The sequence below is a fragment of the Nocardioides daeguensis genome (assembly GCF_019192965.1).
Taxonomy (GTDB): Bacteria; Actinomycetota; Actinomycetes; order Propionibacteriales; family Nocardioidaceae; genus Nocardioides; species Nocardioides daeguensis.
On sequence record NZ_JAHTKU010000011.1, the window covers coordinates 76,806 to 94,827 of the forward strand.

Here is an 18,022-nt window from a genome sequence, read left to right on the forward strand (position 1 = left end):
GGTCACCCTACGGGTGAGCGCAACCAGAGCGTGGCGAGAGGGGGCACCACGAGGTCGGCGTACGCCGGGCTGCCGCCGGGCGCGCCCGACTCGAGCGGACCGGCCGCCCGCGCCTGCACCACGCCGAGGTTGCCGACCCCGCTGCCGCCGTACGCCGTGGCGTCGGAGTTGAGCAGCTCGGTCCACTCGCCGGCGACCGGGAGGCCGAGCCGGTAGTCGTGGGGGACGGCGGCGAAGTTGGTGACGCAGACCAGGTCCGGTGAGCCGGCGTCACCGGCGCGGCGTACGAACGAGAAGACGTTGTGGCCGGCGTCCTGCGCGTCGATCCAGGCGAACCCGGCCGGGTCGTTGTCGAGGCGCCACAGCGCGGGCTCCTCGCGGTAGCGGGCGTTGAGGTCGCGCACGAAGTCACGCACGCCGGCGTGGTCGGGCTTCTGCAGCAGCCACCAGTCGAGCTCGCGTGCCTCGGCCCACTCGGTCTCCTGCGCGAGCTCGGTGCCCATCATCACCAGCTGCTTGCCGGGGTGCGCCCACATGTAGGCGAGGTAGGCGCGCAGCGTCGCGAGCTGCTGCCACCGGTCGCCGGGCATCTTGCGCACCAGCGAACCCTTGCCGTGGACCACCTCGTCGTGGCTGAGCGGCAGCACGTAGTTCTCCGAGAACGCATAGACGAGCGAGAACGCCATCTCGCCGTGGTGGTACGAGCGGTGCACCGGGTCGTGCGCGAGGTAGCGCAGGCTGTCGTGCATCCAGCCCATGTTCCACTTGAACCCGAACCCCAGCCCGCCGCCCGACGTCGCCCCCGTCACGCCCGGCCACGCGGTGGACTCCTCGGCGATCGTGACGATCCCCGGCACCCGCTTGTAGGCCGTCGCGTTCAGCTCCTGCAGGAACTGCACGGCCTCGAGGTGCTCGTGACCGCCGTACCGGTTGGGGGTCCACGCGCCGTCCTTGCGGCCGTAGTCGAGGTAGAGCATCGAGGCGACGCCGTCGACCCGCAGGCCGTCGACGTGGAACTCCTCGAGCCAGTACAGCGCGTTGGCGACCAGGAAGTTGCGGACCTCGGGCCGGCCGAAGTCGAAGATGTAGGAGCCCCACTCGGGATGCCAGCCGCGCTGCGGGTCGGGGTGCTCGTAGAGCGGCGTCCCGTCGAAGCGGACCAGCGCCCAGTCGTCGGTCGCGAAGTGGCCGGGCACCCAGTCGAGGATCACCGCGATGCCGGCCTGGTGCAGGGCGTCGACGAGGCGCCGGAAGCCGTCGGGGTCGCCGAACCGGGCGTCGGGGGCGAAGTAGCCGGTCACGTGGTAGCCCCAGGAGCCGCCGAACGGGTGCTGCATGACCGGCATCAGCTCGACGTGGGTGAACCCCAGGTCGGCGAGGTAGCCGGGCAGGTCGGCGGCGAGCTCGTCGTACGACCAGAAGGAGCCGTCGGGGTGGCGCTTCCACGAGCCGAGGTGGAGCTCGTACGTCGCCATCGGCTCGTTGACCGGTTGCCTGGTCGCGCGCGCGGCGAGCCAGGCGTCGTCCTGCCAGGTGTGGGCGCTGGAGAAGACGCGCGACGCCGTCGCCGGCGGGGCCTCCGCGTGGAACGCCATCGGGTCGGCCTTGTGGCGCCAGATGCCGTCGGCGCCCTCGACGACGTACTTGTAGGAGGCGCCGGACCCGACGCCCGGTACGAAGACCTCCCAGAGGCCGGAGCCGATCGTGGTCAGCCGGTGGGCGTTGCCGTCCCAGCCGTTGAAGTCGCCGACGACGCTGACGTTGCGGGCGTTGGGGGCCCAGACGACGAAGCTGGTCCCTGGTTCGGGCTCGGCGCGGACGTGGGCACCGAGGACGTGCCACAGCTGCTCGTGCCGACCCTCGCCGACGAGGTGGAGGTCCATCTCGCCGAGGAAGGACGCTGCGGTTGCGGATGGGGTGCTGCGCTCAGTGGGCGGCATCTCGTTGAGTCTAGCCCGTGGGGAATGATGCGCGGGTGAGCGAACGCATCGGCTGGAGATACACGGTCCTCGTCCCCGCCGTGTTGGCGCTGCTCTCGATGATCGGGCCCTTCAGCATCGACACGCCGTTCCCGGCGTTCCCGGAGATGGGCCGCGACCTCGGCGTCGACACCGGTGCGCTGCAGCTGATCGTCACCGTCTACCTCGGCTCGTTCGCGCTGATGAGCGTCTTCCACGGCCCGCTGTCGGACGCCGTCGGTCGGCGCCCGGTCATGGTCGGCGGGGTCGCGGTCTACGTCCTCGCGTCCCTGGGCTGCATGGTCGCGGGCAGCCTGCCGGTCCTGCTGGCGTTCCGCGCCCTGCAGGGGCTGAGCGCCGGCGGGGCGACGATCGTCAGCCGGACCGTGATCCGCGACCTGTTCGACGGTCCGCAGGCCCAGAAGCTGATGAGCCGGGTCGCGGTCATCTTCGGTCTCGCGCCGGCGATCGGTCCGATCCTCGGCGGCGCGCTGCTCCAGCTCGGCCCGTGGGAGCTGATCTTCGGCTTCCAGGCCGGCCTCGGCGTGCTGCTGATCCTGGCCGTGGTCTTCCTCCTGCCCGAGACACACCCGCGCGAGCGGCGGGTCCCCCTACGGGTCGGCGCCGTCCTCGGCGGCCTGGTCGAGGTCGGCCGGGTCGGCGCCTTCCACCGCCTCGGCTGGGCGACCGCACTGGTCTTCGGCGCCCAGTTCCTCTACATCGGCGGCGCCGCGATCTTCGTCGTCGACGTGCTCGGCGAGGGCGAGCTCGACTTCTGGAAGCTCTTCGTCCCCATGATCGGCTCGATGATGCTCGGCTCCTGGCTCTGCGGTCGCGCCGCCGGGCGGATCTCCGCCCGCCGCCTCGTCTCCTGGGGCTGCACGACGTCCTTCGCCGGCGGTGTGATCGGCGTGGTCGTCGCGGCGCTCGGCGCCGGTGACGAGCTGCCCTGGGCCGTCGTCGGCGTCTCCCTCATCGCCCTCGGCAACGGCGTCACCTACCCGACCCTGCAGCTGATGATGCTCGACCGCTTCCCGCTCCGCCGCGGCGCCGTGGTCTCGCTGGCCACCTTCGTCGCCCTTCTGCTCAACGCCGTGACGGCCGTGGCCGTCGTCCCCGTGATCGGTGGCTCGGGCCTCGGCTTCGCCGTCGCCGCACTGATCGGCGTCGGCGCCGGCCAGCTGTGCTGGAGCTGGCACTGCGCCGTCGAGGACCGGGACTGCGCGGTGTCCGGGGACGTGGGTGAGCGGGAGCCGGTCGAGCTGCTGTAGGCGGCTGCATGGATCCCCGGACGTCCGGGGATCCATGCGCTTGTCAGGGGTTGCAACGCCTGACAGGCGCATGGATTGCGTCTCCGTGGTGACGCCTGGGGCTGGTGGGAGCTCGACGCTGCCGAGGTCGCGCGCCCTGGACGCTCGCGCCGAGCCTGCGCAACCGCTGGAGCGCTGTGCTGCGGGGACCTTCAGGACATGGGTCAGCGCGAGCCGGTCGAGCTGCGGTCGACGCAGAATCAGTCCCCGCGTCGCCAGGTCTGCCGTGGCGCGTAGCCGCCGCGCCGCAGCCAGTGCTCGGTGTACACGATCCGGTCCGGCGTGATCACGGTCAGCGGATCCGAGGGTGGCTCGGACAGCGAGCGCCCGCGCTCGACGTGGTCGGCCTGCCAGCGCACCGCCTCCCAGTAGCCGTCGGCATCGGGGTGATCGCGCTCGAGGGTGCGTGCGGTGCCGAACAGCTGGACGCCGCGGCTGCTGGCCTGGCCGACGAGCGGGGCCACGATCCCGGCCGAGACCCGCGGGTCGCGGGCCAGGTTGCGCGACTTCGGCGACGCGTTCCAGCTGGTGTAGAAGATCTCGAGCCCCAGGCTGAAGAAGCGGACCGGCGTGGCTGCGGGGGAGCCGTCGGCGTTGACGGTGGCGATCACCGCGGTGTTCTGGCTCGAGAGCAGGTTGAGGATCCGTTCCTCGAGCTGGTCGCGGGGGAGCGCGGCGTCGGGGGACGGGCCGGCGAGCCAGGGGTTGGTGACGGGCATGCCCGATCCTCTCGCGGCCGGATGGACCATCATGCGGGTATGGCCCGTCTCGTGGTGCTCGCCGTCCTCGCCGCCCTGCTCACGCCCGCCACTCCAGCACCGGCGCAACCGTCGGCGGCGACCCGCGCCGAGCTGCCGCTCGCCGGACGGGTGGTCGTCATCGACCCGGGCCACCAGCTCGGCAACTCCCGGCACCGCGCCGAGATCAACCAGCCCGTCGACGCCGGCAACGGCCAGCGCAAGCCCTGCAACACCACGGGTACGGCGACCAACGGCGGCTTCCCCGAGGCGACGTTCGTCTGGCGCGTGGCCCGCGCGCTCACCCGGCGGCTGCGCGCGCTCGGCGCCGAGGTCGTGCTCACCCGCACCACCAACAGCCGCGACGACTGGGGCCCGTGCGTCGACGTCCGCGGCCGGCTCGGCAACGCGGGCTTCCGCGGCTGGGACCGGCCGGCCGACCTCAAGCTCAGCATCCACGGCGACGGCTCGCTGAGCGGCGGCCACGGGTTCCACGTCATCGTCGCGGCCAAGCCGGACGGTCGCGCCGCCTCGACGTCCTTCGGCCGCACCGTCCGCGGCGCCCTCCACGACCGCGGATTCCGCGACGCCACCTACACGGCCGGCGGCCGTGGCTTCACCTACCGCTCCGACCTCGCCACGCTCAACCTGTCCGAGGTCCCGACCGCGATGGTCGAGCTCGGCAACATGCGCAGCGCCGCCGACGCCCGGGTGATGGCCTCGGCGAAGGGGCAGCGGAGGTACGCCGCGGCGCTCGCCGCAGCCGTCCGCCGCCACCTGCGCTGAGTCGCGCCACCCCCGCGAGCGGGATCGGCAGCCAGGTGGGGCGGTTGCGCGCCTCGTAGACGCACTCGTAGACCGCCTTGTCGACGACGTAGGCGGTGAGCAGGGCCCGGCCGGTCGGGGAGAGCCCCGCCTCGCCGCAGTACGCCGCCAGGAACGCCTTGCGGTTGCGCCGCGCCCACTCGTCGGCGCGGACGCCGCGCTGGTGCAGCACGTCCGGATCCTCCTCGGGCATCGCCTCCGCGACCGCGTGCGGGGCGTAGTCGAAGGAGCGGAGCATGCCGGCGACGTCGCGCCAGGGGGAGTCGGGGAGCACCCGCTCGGCCAGCGGCTTGGCGGGCTCACCCTCGAAGTCGACCAGCTTCCAGCCGAGCACGGTGCGCAGGGTCTGGCCGAGGTGGAGATCGCCGTGCACCCGCTGGACGGGTACGGCGCCCAGGTCGGCCACCGCCGCGAAGACGCGCTGCGCGGCGGAGGCGTGTTCCGCGAGCTGGGGAACCACCTCGACGGAGGCCGCCAGCCGGGTGCGCATCGCCGCGGCCAGGTCGGCGCCGTCGACGGAGGAGACCGGGAACGACGTCGCCAGCTGCGCGTGCACCTCGGCGAGCGCGGTGCCGAGCCGGGCGGCCTCGCTGGCGAAGTCGCCGCCGACCTCCTCGGCGTGCAGGTCGGCCTCGGCGAACAGGTCACGGACGCTGGCCAGGGCCAGGTCCCAGCCGTCGCTGGCGGTGCGCAGGAACTGTTGGAGCATCCCGAGCTGGAGGTCCTCGACCTCGATCCAGCCGTAGAGCTGGGCGACGTGGGTCGACCCGGCCTCGGTCAGCACCCGGTGGGTGGTGATGTCCGGGTTCTCGCCGGGCGTCACCTTCCGGAACAGCTTGAGCACCGAGTCCTCGCCGAACAGCACCGACGAGTTCGACTGCTCGCCGCTGAACAGGCTGCCGGGCGCGTCGAGGTCGAGGTCGTGCCCCGAGAGTCGCACGAAGCCGGGACGTTCACCGAAGGCCCGCAGCAGGTGCGCCATCGCGGCCCGGTCAGCCGGGGCGTCGTACGCCGGCCGGCCGGTCCCGTCGTCGGGCCAGTGCCCGACCAGGGCGTGCTCCAGACGCTCCTGCGGCTCGTCGTACAGCGCGAGGGGGACCTGGTAGAGCTCACGCTGGTCCTCGGCCTGACCGGAGCCCGTCGACGGGTAGGTGACCTCGACCAGGAGCAGCACCACCTCCGGCGCGGCGCCCAGGCGCAGCAGTTCGCGGGTGCCCGTGACGGTGAACGCGCGCCCCTTGCCGCCGAACCAGCGGCTGCGCTCGAGGAACGGGGCGAGGAACGAGTCGGTCACAGCACCGGCCTTCCGGTCGTCTCCGGATCCGTCAACCGGAACCAGTAGAAGCCGTGCCCGCTCAGCGTCAGGAGATACGGGAGCTCGCCGATCCGGGGGAACGGGACGCCGCCGAGCAGCTCGACCGGGACCCGGCCCTCGAAGCGGCGCAGGTCGAGCTCCACCGGCTGCGGGAAGCGGGAGAGGTTGTTGACGCAGAGGATCACGTCGTCCTCCGCGTGCTCGCGGACGTAGGACAGCACCGTCGGGTTCGAGCCGCCGAGGTCGGCGAACGTGCCGAGCCCGAACGCGTCGTGCTGCCGGCGGATGTGGATCATCCGCCGGGTCCAGTGCAGCAGCGAGGAGGGGTTCTCCAGCTGCGCCTCGACATTGACGCTCTGGTAGCCGTAGACCGGGTCCTGGATCGCTGGCAGGTGCAGCTTGCCGGGGGTGGCCGAGGAGAAGCCGGCGTTGCGGTCGGGGGTCCACTGCATCGGCGTGCGGACGCCGTCGCGGTCACCGAGCCAGATGTTGTCGCCCATCCCGATCTCGTCGCCGTAGTAGAGGACGGGCGAGCCCGGCAGCGAGAGCAGCAGCGCGGTGAACAGCTCGATCTGGTTGGTGTCGTTGTCGAGCAGCGGCGCCAGCCGGCGGCGGATGCCGATGTTGGCCTTCATCCGGGGGTCCTTGGCGTACTCGCCCCACATGTAGTCGCGGTCCTCGTCGGCGACCATCTCCAGGGTCAGCTCGTCGTGGTTGCGCAAGAAGATGCCCCACTGACAGCCGGACGGGATGTCCGGTGTCTGGTCCATGATCTCCGAGATCGGGAAGCGGGACTCGCGCCGCACCGCCATGAAGATGCGAGGCATCACCGGGAAGTGGAAGGCCATGTGGCACTCGTCGCCGCCGACGGCCGGGTCGCCGAAGTACTCGACGACGTCGGTCGGCCACTGGTTGGCCTCGCACAGCAGCACCCGGCCCGGGTAGTTGTCGTCGACGAACCTGCGGACCTTGCGCAGGAACTCGTGGGTCTCGGGGAGGTTCTCGCCGTTGGTCCCCGGTCGCTCGTAGAGGTACGGCACCGCGTCGAGCCGGAACCCGTCGAGGCCCATGTCGAGCCAGAACGCCATCGCCTCCAGCATCGCGTCGTGGACCTTGGGGTTGTCGAAGTTGAGGTCGGGCTGGTGGTGGAAGAACCGGTGCCAGTAGTACTGGCCGCGGGTCTGGTCCCAGGTCCAGTTCGACGGCTCGGTGTCGACGAAGATGATCCGCGCGTCCTGGTAGAGCTCATCGGTGTCGGACCAGACGTAGAAGTCGCCGTACGGGCCGTCGGGGTCGGTGCGCGAGGCCTGGAACCACGGGTGCGCGTCACTGGTGTGGTTCATCACGAAGTCGATGATCACCCGGATCCCGCGCTCGTGCGCGGCGTCGAGGAAGGCGTGGAAGTCCTCGACCGTGCCGCACTCGGGGAGGATGTTCGTGTAGTCGGCGACGTCGTACCCGCCGTCACGCAGCGGCGAGGTGAAGAACGGCGGCACCCACAGGCAGTCGACGCCCAGCCACTGCAGGTAGTCGAGCTTCTCGGTCAGTCCCCGGAAGTCACCCGTGCCGTCGGCGTTGGAGTCGCGGAACGAGCGGACCAGCACCTCGTAGAAGACGGCGGTGCGGAACCACTCGGGCTCCTCGTTGAGGACGATCGACTCGGCCCTGGTCATGAGTGCCCCTTCACGGTCAGGATGTGCGCCGGCTGCGCAGGATCGAGCCGGACGTAGTTGTGCTCGCCCCAGGTCCACGAAGCTCCGGTGAGCTCGTCGTGGACCGTGAACGAGGTCCCGGGCTCGAGGCCGAGCGCGGCGAGGTCGAGGTGGACCATCGACTCGCGGACCTGGTGCGGGTCGAGGCTGAGCACCACGACCACCGTGTCGTTCCCCGCCCGCTTCGACCAGGCCACGACGTGGTCGTCCTCGGCCTGGTGCAGGCGCAGGTTGCGCAGGAGCTGCAGCGCCGGGTGGGCCCGCCGGATCGCGTTGAGCCGGGTGACGTACGACGTCAGGCCGCTGCCGTCCGTCGTGCCGCTGGTGGCGGACGCCCAGTCCCGGACCCGGATCTGGTACTTCTCCGAGTCGAGGTACTCCTCGCTGCCCGGTCTGACCGCGACGTGCTCGCCGAGCTCGTAGCCGGCGTACATGCCCCAGCTGGGCGAGGACATCGCCGCCAGCACGGCGCGGATCCGGAAGGCGGCCGGGCCGCCGTACTGCAGGAACTCGTGGAGGATGTCGGGGGTGTTGACGAAGAAGTTCGGCCGGATCCGGTGCGCCGACTCCTGCGACACCTCGCGCAGGTAGTCCTCGACGTCGACCTTCTCGGTGCGCCAGGTGAAGTACGTGTAGGACTGGTGGAACCCGATCGCTCCGAGGGTCTGCAGCATCGGCGGCTTGGTGAACGCCTCGGCGAGGAAGAGCACGTCGGGGTCGGTACGACGGACCTCGGCCAGCAGCCACTGCCAGAACGCGACCGGCTTGGTGTGGGGGTTGTCGACGCGGAAGATCCGCACGCCGTGGTCCATCCAGTGCCGGACGACGCGCAGCACCTCGGCGGCGATGCCGGCGGGGTCGTTGTCGAAGTTGACCGGGTAGATGTCCTGGTACTTCTTCGGCGGGTTCTCGGCGTAGGCGATCGTCCCGTCGGCACGGGTGGTGAACCACTCCGGGTGCGCGGCGACCCACGGATGGTCGGGTGCGCACTGCAGGGCGAGGTCGAGCGCGACCTCCAGGTCGAGCTCCTTGGCCGCCGCGACGAAGGCGTCGAAGTCCGTGATCGTGCCGAGGTCGGGGTGGACGGCGTCGTGACCGCCGTCCTTGCTGCCGATCGCCCAGGGCGAGCCCTTCCAGTCCGGGGGAGTGGGCTCGCCGTCGGGCAGCACGGTGTTGTTGGGGCCCTTGCGGTTGACCTCGCCGATCGGGTGGATCGGCGGCAGGTAGACGACGTCGAAGCCCATCGCGGCGACCGCGGGAAGCCGCTCGGCGGCCGTGCGGAAGGTGCCGCTGGTGACCTCGCCCGTCGCCGGGTCGTAGGTCGCGCCCTCGGAGCGCGGGAACAGCTCGTACCAGCTGCCGAACAGGGCGCGGGAGCGGTCGACGAAGACCGGGTACGGCCCCTCGACGGTGAGCAGGTCGCGCAGCGGGTGGGCCTCGAGGGTGGTGACCACCTCGGGCGACTCGAGCTGCGCGAGGCGGGCCTCGACCGGCCTCGTGTCGTCGCCGGCCGCGGCGATCGCGGCGCGCACGGTCTTCCCCTCGGCCTTCGTGAGACCGCCGCCGGCGAGAACCCGCTCGAACAGCAGCCGGCCCTCGGCGAACATCAGCTCCACGTCGACCCCGGCGCGGATCTTGATGCCGGCGTCGTGGAACCAGGTGCCGAGCGGGCTCGACCAGGCGTGGATCTCGAAGGACCACGCGCCCTCGGCATCGGCGCTGACCCAGGCCTCGTACCGGTCCACGCTGAACCGGTCGCGCACCGGCAGGGCGTGCATCCGCACCGGCGGTCGTCGTACGCCGTCGGGGCCGACGAGCACCACCTCGGCCCCGAGGCGGTCGTGTCCCTCGCGGAACACGGTCGCCCGCACCGGGAAGGGCTCGCCCAGGCTGGCCTTGACGGGCAGGCGGCCGTTCTCGGGGGGATTGCTGGTTCCGGCCTCGAGGACCGGCGCGACGTCGATCACGGGGATGCGTCCGACCATGACTCGAACCTATCGAGTCCGTGATGGGGTGCGTCTAGCCGGACGTCAGGTCCCACACCTCCACGGCGTCGCCGGCGGCGAGCGGAGCGCCGTCGGCGGGGAGGTCGATGAGCGCGTCGGCGCCGGCGAACCAGCCGAGGAAGCCCGAGCCCGGCGGGCCCCAGGGGGCGACCGTCCCGGTGGTGCGGTCCAGGCGGGCGCGGCGCAGCTGGCGCTTGCCCCTCAGCGGCTGCAGCGGCTCGGTGAGCGTGGCGCGCACGACGGTGCGCTGCGGGCGCGGGTGCCCGAACGCCCGCCGCAGCGCGGGGCGGACGAACACCTCCCACGACGTCAGCGCGCTGACCGGGTTGCCGGGCAGGCAGACGACCGGTGTGTTGTCGACGAGGCCCGAGCCCTGGGGCATCCCGGGCTGCATCGCGACCTTCACGAACTCGACCCCGCGGGGCCCGAGGCCGTCCTTGACCACCTCGTAGGCCCCCGCGCTGACGCCGCCGCTCGTGATGACGAGGTCGATGTCGCCGGCGGCCAGCTCGCCGTCGAGCAGGGCGAGGAAGGTCGGCACGTCGTCCTCGACCCACAGCTTGCGCACCGCGACCCCGCCGGCCTCCTCGACGGCCGCCGCGAGCAGGACGCCGTTGGCGTCGCGGATCTGACCGGAGCCCGGGGCGGGGTCCTCGGCCAGCTCGGAGCCGGTCGAGACGACCAGCACCCGCGGCCGGCGTCGTACGACGACCTCGCGGACGCCGAACGCCGCCAGCACGCCCAGCTGGGCCGGTCCCAGCGTCACGCCCGCGGGGAGGACCTCCTGGCCCTGCGCGACGTCGGAGCCGGCAGTGCGCACGAAGCTGCCCGTGGGTCGAGCCGCACGGATCTCGACCGTCTCGGTGCCGCCGTCGGTCACCTCCACCTCGACCACCGCGTCGGCGCCCCGGGGCACGGCGGCGCCGGTCATGATCCGCCGCACCGTGCCCGGGGCCAGCTCGCCCACCGGTGCCCCGGCGGGGATGTCCTCCCCGACGCTCAACCGGACAGGGGAGTCCGCAGTGGCGGTCGCGACGTCGACCGCGCGGACGGCGTACCCGTCCATCCCGGAGTTGTCGAACGCCGGCAGCGGCTCCGGCGCCGTCACCGGCTCGACGAGGACCCGCCCGCGCGCCTGGTCCAGCGCGACCGTCTCGGTCGGCCACGGCCGGTCCGGTCCGTGGCCCGCGGCGAGGAGGGCGGCGACGTGGCGCTGGTGCTCGGGGACCGGGCGCAGGGGTGCGGTAGTCATCGGCGCCAGCCTAGGGCGCGGTCCGAGGTCGTCGCGTCGCCCGAGCCCGGGCCTTGAGTCCGTCGAGTAGCCCGAGGCGCTAGCCGAGGGCGTATCGAGACGCGGTGACGTGCTGCAGCAAACCGCCCTGCGCGACGAGATGGATCTCGATACGGCGGTCGCAGCGCCTCGCAAGCTCGGCGCTGCGCGCCTACTCGATCTCCCTGCCTGATCCGGTGCGGCGCGAGCGCGCGAGCCCCGCCCCCCCGCCCCGCCCGGGGGCGCGGCGCGCCCCCCCCCCCCCCACCGGGACAGTGAACGACGGGCGAGGCGGCCCCCATGACTCCACCCCGCCCGTCGGTACCACCCCAACGGCCTGGGGCGGGTCCGCGTTACGCGGAACCCCGTGTCGCATCTAACCCCGCGTTCACGGACACGTATTGGATCGTTCAAGTCAGATTGGTTACCGTCGGTCCATGCGTGCGATCCGGAGGTTCACGGTCCGCCCCGTCCTGCCCGACGCGCTCGCCTCGCTGGGCGAGCTCGCGGCCAACCTGCGCTGGTCCTGGCACCCGCCGACCCAGGCGCTGTTCGCCGACATCGATCCCGAGCTGTGGCGCGCCGCCGGGCACGACCCGCTGCGGATGCTCGGCGAGGTCAGCGCGCAGCGGTGGGACGAGCTGGTCGGCGACGAGGACTACGTCCGACGGGTGGGGGAGGTGCGGGCCGACCTGGCGTCGTACCTCGCCGAGGACCGCTGGTACCAGCGCGCCCGGTCGGCCGAGCCCGACCGGACCTGGCCGGCGTCGATCGCCTACTTCTCGCCGGAGTACGGGATCACCGCCGTGCTGCCCCAGTACTCCGGCGGCCTCGGCATCCTCGCCGGTGACCACCTCAAGGCGGCCAGCGACCTGGGTGTGCCGATCGTCGGGGTCGGGCTGCTCTACCGGCACGGCTACTTCAAGCAGGCGCTCTCGCGTGACGGCTGGCAGCAGGAGAGCTACCCGGTCCTCGACCCCGACGAGCTGCCGCTGTCGCTGCTCCACGAGCACGACGGCAGCCGGACGACGATCGCGATCCGGATGCCCGACGGCCCGGACCTGCTCGCGCGGGTGTTCGTGGCCAGTGTCGGCCGGGTGCCGCTGCTGCTGCTCGACACCGACGTCGAGGAGAACCCCGAGGCCTACCGCCTGGTCACCGACCGGCTCTACGGCGGCAACACCGAGCACCGCCTGCGTCAGGAGCTGCTGCTCGGGGTGGGCGGGGTCCGCGCGCTCCGGGCGTACTCCCGGATCACCGGTGCCCCGGCGCCGGAGGTGTTCCACACCAACGAGGGCCACGCCGGGTTCCTCGGCGTGGAGCGGATCCGCGAGCTGAGCGCCGAGAGCGACGTCGACTTCGCCACTGCGCTGGAGGCGGGGCGCGCGTCGACCGTCTTCACCACGCACACCCCGGTTCCGGCGGGCATCGACCGGTTCCCGCGCACCCTCGTCGAGCAGTACCTCGGCGAGCACGGCGCCACCCCGGGCGTGCCCGTCGACCAGGTGCTGGCGCTCGGCGCCGAGGACTACGAGGGCGGCGACCCCGGCGTGTTCAACATGGCGGTCATGGGATTCCGGCTCGCGCAGCGCGCCAACGGCGTCTCCCAGCTGCACGGCCACGTCAGCCGCGGCATGTTCAACGGCCTGTGGCCGGCCTTCGACGAGGCCGAGGTGCCGATCACCTCGATCACCAACGGCGTGCACGCGCCGACCTGGGTCGCGCCCGAGGTCGCCGCGCTCGCCGAGGCGCAGGGCGCCGACTACCACGGTGACGATGCGGCCGCGTTCTGGGCGGCCTTCGACAAGGTGCCTGGCACCGAGGTGTGGCGCACCAAGCGGCTGCTGCGCCAGCGGCTCGTCGACGACGCCCGCCGTCGGTTGCGCAAGTCGTGGGAGAAGCGCGGCGCCTCGCCCGCCGAGCTCGGCTGGATCGACGACGCGCTCGACCCCGACGTGCTGACGATCGGCTTCGCGCGCCGGGTGCCGTCGTACAAGCGGCTGACGCTGATGCTGCGCGACCCCGACCGCCTCAAGGCGCTGCTGCTGCACCCCGAGCGCCCGGTCCAGCTGGTCGTCGCTGGCAAGGCGCACCCCGCCGACGACGGCGGCAAGCGGCTGATCCAGGAGCTGGTCCGCTTCGCCGACGCCGAGGACGTGCGGCACCGGATCGTGTTCCTGCCCAACTACGACATCGCGCTCGCGCAGCCGCTCTACCCGGGCTGCGACGTGTGGCTCAACAACCCGCTGCGCCCCTACGAGGCCTGCGGCACCTCGGGCATGAAGGCGGCGCTCAACGGCGGCCTCAACCTGTCGATCCTCGACGGTTGGTGGGACGAGTGGTACGAGCCGGAGTTCGGCTGGCCGATCCCGTCCGCCGACGGCCTGGAGGACTACTCCGACCAGCGCGACGACCTCGAGGCGGCCGCCCTCTACGACCTGATCGAGAACGAGGTCACGCCGCGGTTCTACGACCACGACCACGAGGGTGTGCCCGCCGGCTGGGTCGAGATGCTGCGCCACACCTGGGCGAACCTCGGTCCCAAGGTGCTGGCCACCCGGATGGTCCGCGACTACGTCGAGCAGCTCTACGCGCCCGCCGCCCACAACGCCCGGGCGCTCGCGGCGGTCGAGAACGGCGCCCGCGACCTCGCCGCCTGGAAGGCCCACGTGCGCGACGCCTGGGACGGCGTCCGCGTCGAGCACGTCGAGGCCGAGGGCATCGGCGACGTCGCCGAGGTCGGCGCCGTGCTCCACGTCCGCTCCTACGTCGCCCTCGGCGACCTGGCGCCGCACGACGTCGAGGTCCAGCTGGTCCACGGCCGGGTCGACGCCGAGGACGACATCGTCGCCGCGTCCGTCGTCCCGCTCCGCCTGGTCGAGTCGTACGACGGCGGCCGGCACCGCTTCGACGGCGACGTCGAGCTCGGCCGCTCCGGCCCGTTCGGCTACACCGTCCGGGTGCTCCCGGCGAACCCGCTGCTCGTCGCGCCCGCCGAGTTGGGGGTCGTCGCCCTCGCCTGACTCCGTCGGTGGCCGAGGTGCGAGGCCGCCCGCGGTCGAGTGCGCTGCCGGTGGTTGAGGTGCGAGGCCGCCCGCGGCCGAGTGCGCTGCCGGTGGTTGAGGTGCGAGGCCGCCCGCGGCCGAGCCTCGAAACCGCCGGACCGACCTCGCGAACCCGCCTGCGGTGGGCTCGTCGGATCGGGTGGTTTCGAGGCTCCTCGCTGGCGCTCGTCGCACCTCAACCACCGGAGTGCTGGGGCTCGTCGCGCCTCAACCACCGGAGGGCTGGCACTGGTCGCGCCTCGACCACCGGATCTCAGGCGTCGCTCTCCTGCATGACCACCACGCTGCGCGCACCGATCGACACCAGCGCGCCGACGGCGACCCGGGTGCCCTCGGGCAGCCCCGGGTCGGTCGAGAGCACGACGGAGCCCGCGTGCACCCAGTCGTTGTCGGGCAGGTGCACCTCGACCGCATCCGGGCCGGCGTGGAACCAGATCAGGAAGGACGTGTCGATCTGCTGCTCGCCACGCGGGCCGGGCTCGCGCAGCGGCCTGCCGGACACGAACATCCCGATCGTGTGCAGCGTGGAGTCGTGCCAGTCCTCGTCGGTCATCTCGCGGCCCGACGGGTGCAGCCAGGCGAGGTCCTTGGGGCCGCCGACGATGGCTGGACGCCCCTCGAACCAGTGCCGCTGGCGCAGCGCGGGGTGCTCGCGGCGCAGCCGCAGGGCGGCCCGCGTCACCTCGTAGACGTCGAGCCACGCGCCGGGCTCGCCGTCGGCGCGCCACTCGAGCCACGAGATCTCGTTGTCCTGGCAGTAGGCGTTGTTGTTGCCGCGCTGGGTGCGGCCGCGCTCGTCGCCGGCGGTGAGCATCGGGACACCGTTGGACAGACACAGGGTGGCCATCAGGTTTGCGGCCTGGCGCCGCCGCAGCGCGACCACGGCAGGGTCCGAGGTCTCGCCCTCGACCCCGTGGTTCCAGGACCGGTTGTTGTCGGTGCCGTCGCGGTTGTCCTCGCCGTTGGCCTCGTTGTGCTTGGCGTCGTAGGACACCAGGTCGCGCACGGTGAACCCGTCGTGGGCGGTCACGAAGTTGACCGAGTTGTACGCCGAGCGGCCGTCGTCGGCGTACAGGTCCGAGGAACCGGCGAGCCGGGTGGCGACGGCGTGGGTGCCGTCGGAGCGGCCGCGCCAGAAGTCGCGGATGGTGTCGCGGTACTGGTCGTTCCACTCCACCCACGGCGGCGGCATCCCGCCGACCAGGTATCCGTCCATCGAGGTGTCCCACGGCTCGGCGATCAGCTTCACGTGCCGCAGCACCGGGTCCTGGCCGATCGCGATCAGGAGCTTGCACGCCATGTCGACCGGGATCCCGTCGGTCCCCGCAGTGCGGGTGAGGGCGGACATCAAGTCGAAGCGGAAGCCGTCGACGTGCATCTCGGTGACCCAGTACCGCAGCGAGTCGAGGATCAGCCGCAGCGCCAGCGGGTCCTCGGTGTTGACCGTGTTGCCGCACCCGGTGACGTCCCAGTAGGTGTCGTCGTACCCGTCGGCCGAGGGCATCCGGCGGTAGAAGCCGCGGTCGTCCAGTCCCCGGAAGGAGTACGTCGGACCGTCGGCCCCGGCCTCGGCGGTGTGGTTGTAGACGACGTCGAGGATCACCTCGAGCCCCGCGGCGTGCAGCGAGCGCACCATCTGCTTGAACTCGGTGACCTGGCCGCCCCGGTCGCCGGAGGAGGAGTACGACGCGTCGGGGGCGAAGTAGCCGATCGGGTTGTAGCCCCAGTAGTTCACCGTCCCGCGCTCCAGCAGCGCCGGCTCCGAGAAGAACTGCTGCACCGGCAACAGCTCGACCGCGGTGACCCCGAGGTCTTGGAGGTACTGGGTCACCACCGGGTGGCCCAGCCCGGCGTAGGTGCCCCTCAGCTCGGGAGGGATCCGGTCGTGCAGCCTCGTGAACCCCTTGACGTGCAGCTCGTAGATCACGGTGTCGCGCCAGCGTCGCCGCATCGGGGCGTCGTCGCCCCAGTCGAACGCCGGGTCCACCACCACGCTCTGCGCGTCGTCCTGGGTGCCGGCGACCGCGAGGCCGTAGGGGTCGAGGAGCAGCGTGTCCGGGTCGAAGCGCAGGCCCTCGTCGGGCTGCCACGGTCCCTCGACCCGGAAGCCGTAGCGCGTGCCGGGCGCGACGTCGGGCACGGCGCCGTGCCAGATGCCCAGGGACTGCTCGGTCAGGGGGAGCCGCCGCTCGCCGGGCTCGCCGGGCTCGTCGTCGTACAGGCACAGCCACACGGCGGTGGCGGCGGGGGAGTGGACGGCGAAGTTGGTCGCCTCCGGCGACCAGGTCGCCCCCAGCGGCCAGTTGCGGCCGGGCCACACCGGTGCATGCTCTCCGAGGGTGCGCCAGAGGCCGAGGGTCACCCGGCCATTGTGCCCGGGCACGGTGACGGCGTGCCCAAAGGGCGGGTTCAGGTGACCGCAGCGGTCCGGGCGCGGCAGAATGCGGCAGGGGACGGGGTCCCCACCTCACCTTGAGGGACCGGTACGTGACGAGAGGGAGCAGATGACTGCGGAGTTCGTGCGCCTGGAGGTTGCCGACGGGGTCGGGACGATCCGGCTCGACCGGGCCAAGGCGATGAACGCGATCAGCATCCAGGTCCAAGACGAGCTGGCGCTCGCCGCGGCCGAGGCCACCGACCGCAGCGACGTCCGCGCGGTGGTCGTGTGGGGCGGCGAGAAGGTCTTCGCCGCCGGCAACGACGTCAAGGAGATGGCCGACATGTCCTACACGGACATGGTCGACCGCGTGCAGAAGCTGCAGGACGCCGTCAACGCGGTGGCGCGGATCCCGAAGCCGGTGGTCGCGGCCGTCAACGGCTACGCCCTCGGTGGCGGCTGCGAGCTCGCGCTGGCCGCCGACGTGCGCTTCGCCGCCGACAATGCGGTGCTCGGCCAGCCCGAGGTCCTGCTCGGCATCATCCCCGGCGCCGGGGGTACCCAGCGGCTGCCCCGGCTCGTCGGCCCCAGCAAGGCCAAGGACCTGCTCTACACCGGTCGCTTCGTGAAGGCCGAGGAGGCGCTCGCGATCGGCCTGGTCGACCGCGTGGTCCCCGCTGCCGACGTGTACGCCGAGGCGGTGGCCTGGGCCTCGAAGTTCGCCACCGCGGCGCCGTACGCGCTGCGGGCGATCAAGGAGACCGTCGACCGCGGCCTCGAGGTCGACATCGAGACCGGCCTGCAGGTCGAGCGGCACAGCTTCGCGGCGATCTTCGCGACCGGCGACAGCCGCACCGGCATGCAGTCGTTCATCGAGAACGGGCCGGGCAAGGCCACCTTCGAGGGGCGGTGACTGCGATGAGCTCCAGCGACGAGCCGAAGACCGCGGCCGGCGAGGCCGCCGGCCGCGATGCCCCGGCACCGCCGGTCAGCCGTTCGCTGAGCGCCGCGCGGATGCGCGACAACGTCGCCCGCGTCGTGTGGATCGTCTGCATGAGCCTCGCCCTGGTGCTCGCCGTCGCGGCGTTCACGTACGCCCTGGAGGCCAACGAGGACAACGGTCTGGTCAAGCTGGTGCGTGACCTCGCCGACGTCTTCGACCTCAGCTTCTTCGACCTCGACAACCCGGTGAAGGCGTTCGAGGGCAAGAACGCCGGGGTCAAGACCGCGTTGTTCAACTACGGCCTCGCCTCGGTGGTCTACCTCGTGATCGGACGGGCGCTCGAGCGCGTCATCCGCCCGTGAGGTCCCTGTGGCGGACGCCACGTGGACCAGGGTCCCGCCGCTGGTGACCGGGCGGTAGCCTGCGAGACGCTGTCCTCAGCGGACCAGAGCTGTTCCCTGCCCGATCACGCGGCAGGGCTCACGTTGCACAGGAAGGGGCCGG

The 18,022-nt window shown here is 72.2% G+C and carries 11 protein-coding genes and 1 pseudogene; 5 read left to right on the forward strand and 7 right to left on the reverse strand.

All coding sequences use genetic code 11. The annotated features are described in order from the left end of the window. Positions 1-2: 2 nt before the first annotated feature. Positions 3-1,883 carry a 1,4-alpha-glucan branching protein GlgB gene (gene glgB, locus KU893_RS09785; RefSeq protein WP_372449688.1) on the reverse strand — a complete coding sequence of 627 codons (1,881 nt, stop codon included), beginning with the start codon at positions 1,881-1,883 and terminating at the stop codon, positions 3-5. A 92-nt stretch (positions 1,884-1,975) separates the two neighbouring features. Between glgB and KU893_RS09790 the strand changes: the two genes are divergently transcribed. Next, the gene (locus KU893_RS09790) at positions 1,976-3,229 is read left to right on the forward strand and encodes a multidrug effflux MFS transporter (protein WP_218234167.1); all 1,254 of its coding nucleotides are present in this window, start codon (positions 1,976-1,978) and stop codon (positions 3,227-3,229) included. A gap of 239 nt (positions 3,230-3,468) precedes the next feature. On the opposite strand, the gene KU893_RS09795 is transcribed toward KU893_RS09790, so the two are convergent. Beyond that, positions 3,469-3,987, reverse strand: a complete 519-nt coding sequence (locus KU893_RS09795) for a pyridoxamine 5'-phosphate oxidase family protein (protein ID WP_218234168.1) — start codon at positions 3,985-3,987, stop codon at positions 3,469-3,471. Between the two features lie 39 nt (positions 3,988-4,026). On the opposite strand from KU893_RS09795, the pseudogene KU893_RS09800 reads away from it, so the two are divergent. Then, positions 4,027-4,716: pseudogene (locus tag KU893_RS09800) on the forward strand (N-acetylmuramoyl-L-alanine amidase family protein); the annotation flags it as partial. Here KU893_RS09800 and KU893_RS23565 read toward each other — a convergent pair. From KU893_RS23565 to KU893_RS09820, 4 genes are read right to left on the reverse strand one after another with little or no spacing between them, the layout of a single operon-like run. Continuing rightward, positions 4,649-6,124, reverse strand: a complete 1,476-nt coding sequence (locus tag KU893_RS23565) for a maltokinase N-terminal cap-like domain-containing protein (RefSeq protein WP_308167217.1) — start codon at positions 6,122-6,124, stop codon at positions 4,649-4,651. The pseudogene KU893_RS09800 and the gene KU893_RS23565 overlap by 68 nt on opposite strands. After that, the gene (gene treS / locus KU893_RS09810) at positions 6,121-7,818 is read right to left on the reverse strand and encodes a maltose alpha-D-glucosyltransferase (protein ID WP_218234169.1); all 1,698 of its coding nucleotides are present in this window, start codon (positions 7,816-7,818) and stop codon (positions 6,121-6,123) included. Before treS ends, KU893_RS23565 begins: the two co-directional genes overlap by 4 nt. Next, positions 7,815-9,842: an alpha-1,4-glucan--maltose-1-phosphate maltosyltransferase gene (locus tag KU893_RS09815; protein WP_218234170.1), complete on the reverse strand. Its 2,028-nt coding sequence runs from the start codon at positions 9,840-9,842 to the stop codon at positions 7,815-7,817. Before KU893_RS09815 ends, treS begins: the two co-directional genes overlap by 4 nt. 34 nt (positions 9,843-9,876) lie before the next feature. Then, the gene (locus tag KU893_RS09820) at positions 9,877-11,115 is read right to left on the reverse strand and encodes a molybdopterin molybdotransferase MoeA (protein WP_218234171.1); all 1,239 of its coding nucleotides are present in this window, start codon (positions 11,113-11,115) and stop codon (positions 9,877-9,879) included. A gap of 455 nt (positions 11,116-11,570) precedes the next feature. Here KU893_RS09820 and glgP point away from each other — a divergent pair, with 455 nt between their 5' ends. After that, positions 11,571-14,156, forward strand: a complete 2,586-nt coding sequence (gene glgP, locus KU893_RS09825) for an alpha-glucan family phosphorylase (RefSeq protein WP_218234172.1) — start codon at positions 11,571-11,573, stop codon at positions 14,154-14,156. A gap of 295 nt (positions 14,157-14,451) precedes the next feature. Here the strand turns inward: glgP and glgX are convergent, their stop codons facing one another. Next, positions 14,452-16,560, reverse strand: coding sequence for a glycogen debranching protein GlgX (gene glgX / locus KU893_RS09830; protein ID WP_218234173.1), 2,109 nt, complete (start codon positions 16,558-16,560; stop codon positions 14,452-14,454). A 142-nt stretch (positions 16,561-16,702) separates the two neighbouring features. Between glgX and KU893_RS09835 the strand changes: the two genes are divergently transcribed. Both KU893_RS09835 and KU893_RS09840 read left to right on the forward strand, forming a co-directional pair. Then, on the forward strand, positions 16,703-17,488 hold the full coding sequence (locus KU893_RS09835; protein ID WP_218234174.1) for an enoyl-CoA hydratase/isomerase family protein: 786 nt from the start codon (positions 16,703-16,705) through the stop codon (positions 17,486-17,488). A gap of 5 nt (positions 17,489-17,493) precedes the next feature. After that, positions 17,494-17,880 (forward strand): hypothetical protein, encoded by a 387-nt coding sequence (locus tag KU893_RS09840; RefSeq protein WP_246592393.1) that lies wholly within the window; start codon positions 17,494-17,496, stop codon positions 17,878-17,880. The last annotated feature ends 142 nt before the right edge of the window (positions 17,881-18,022 follow it).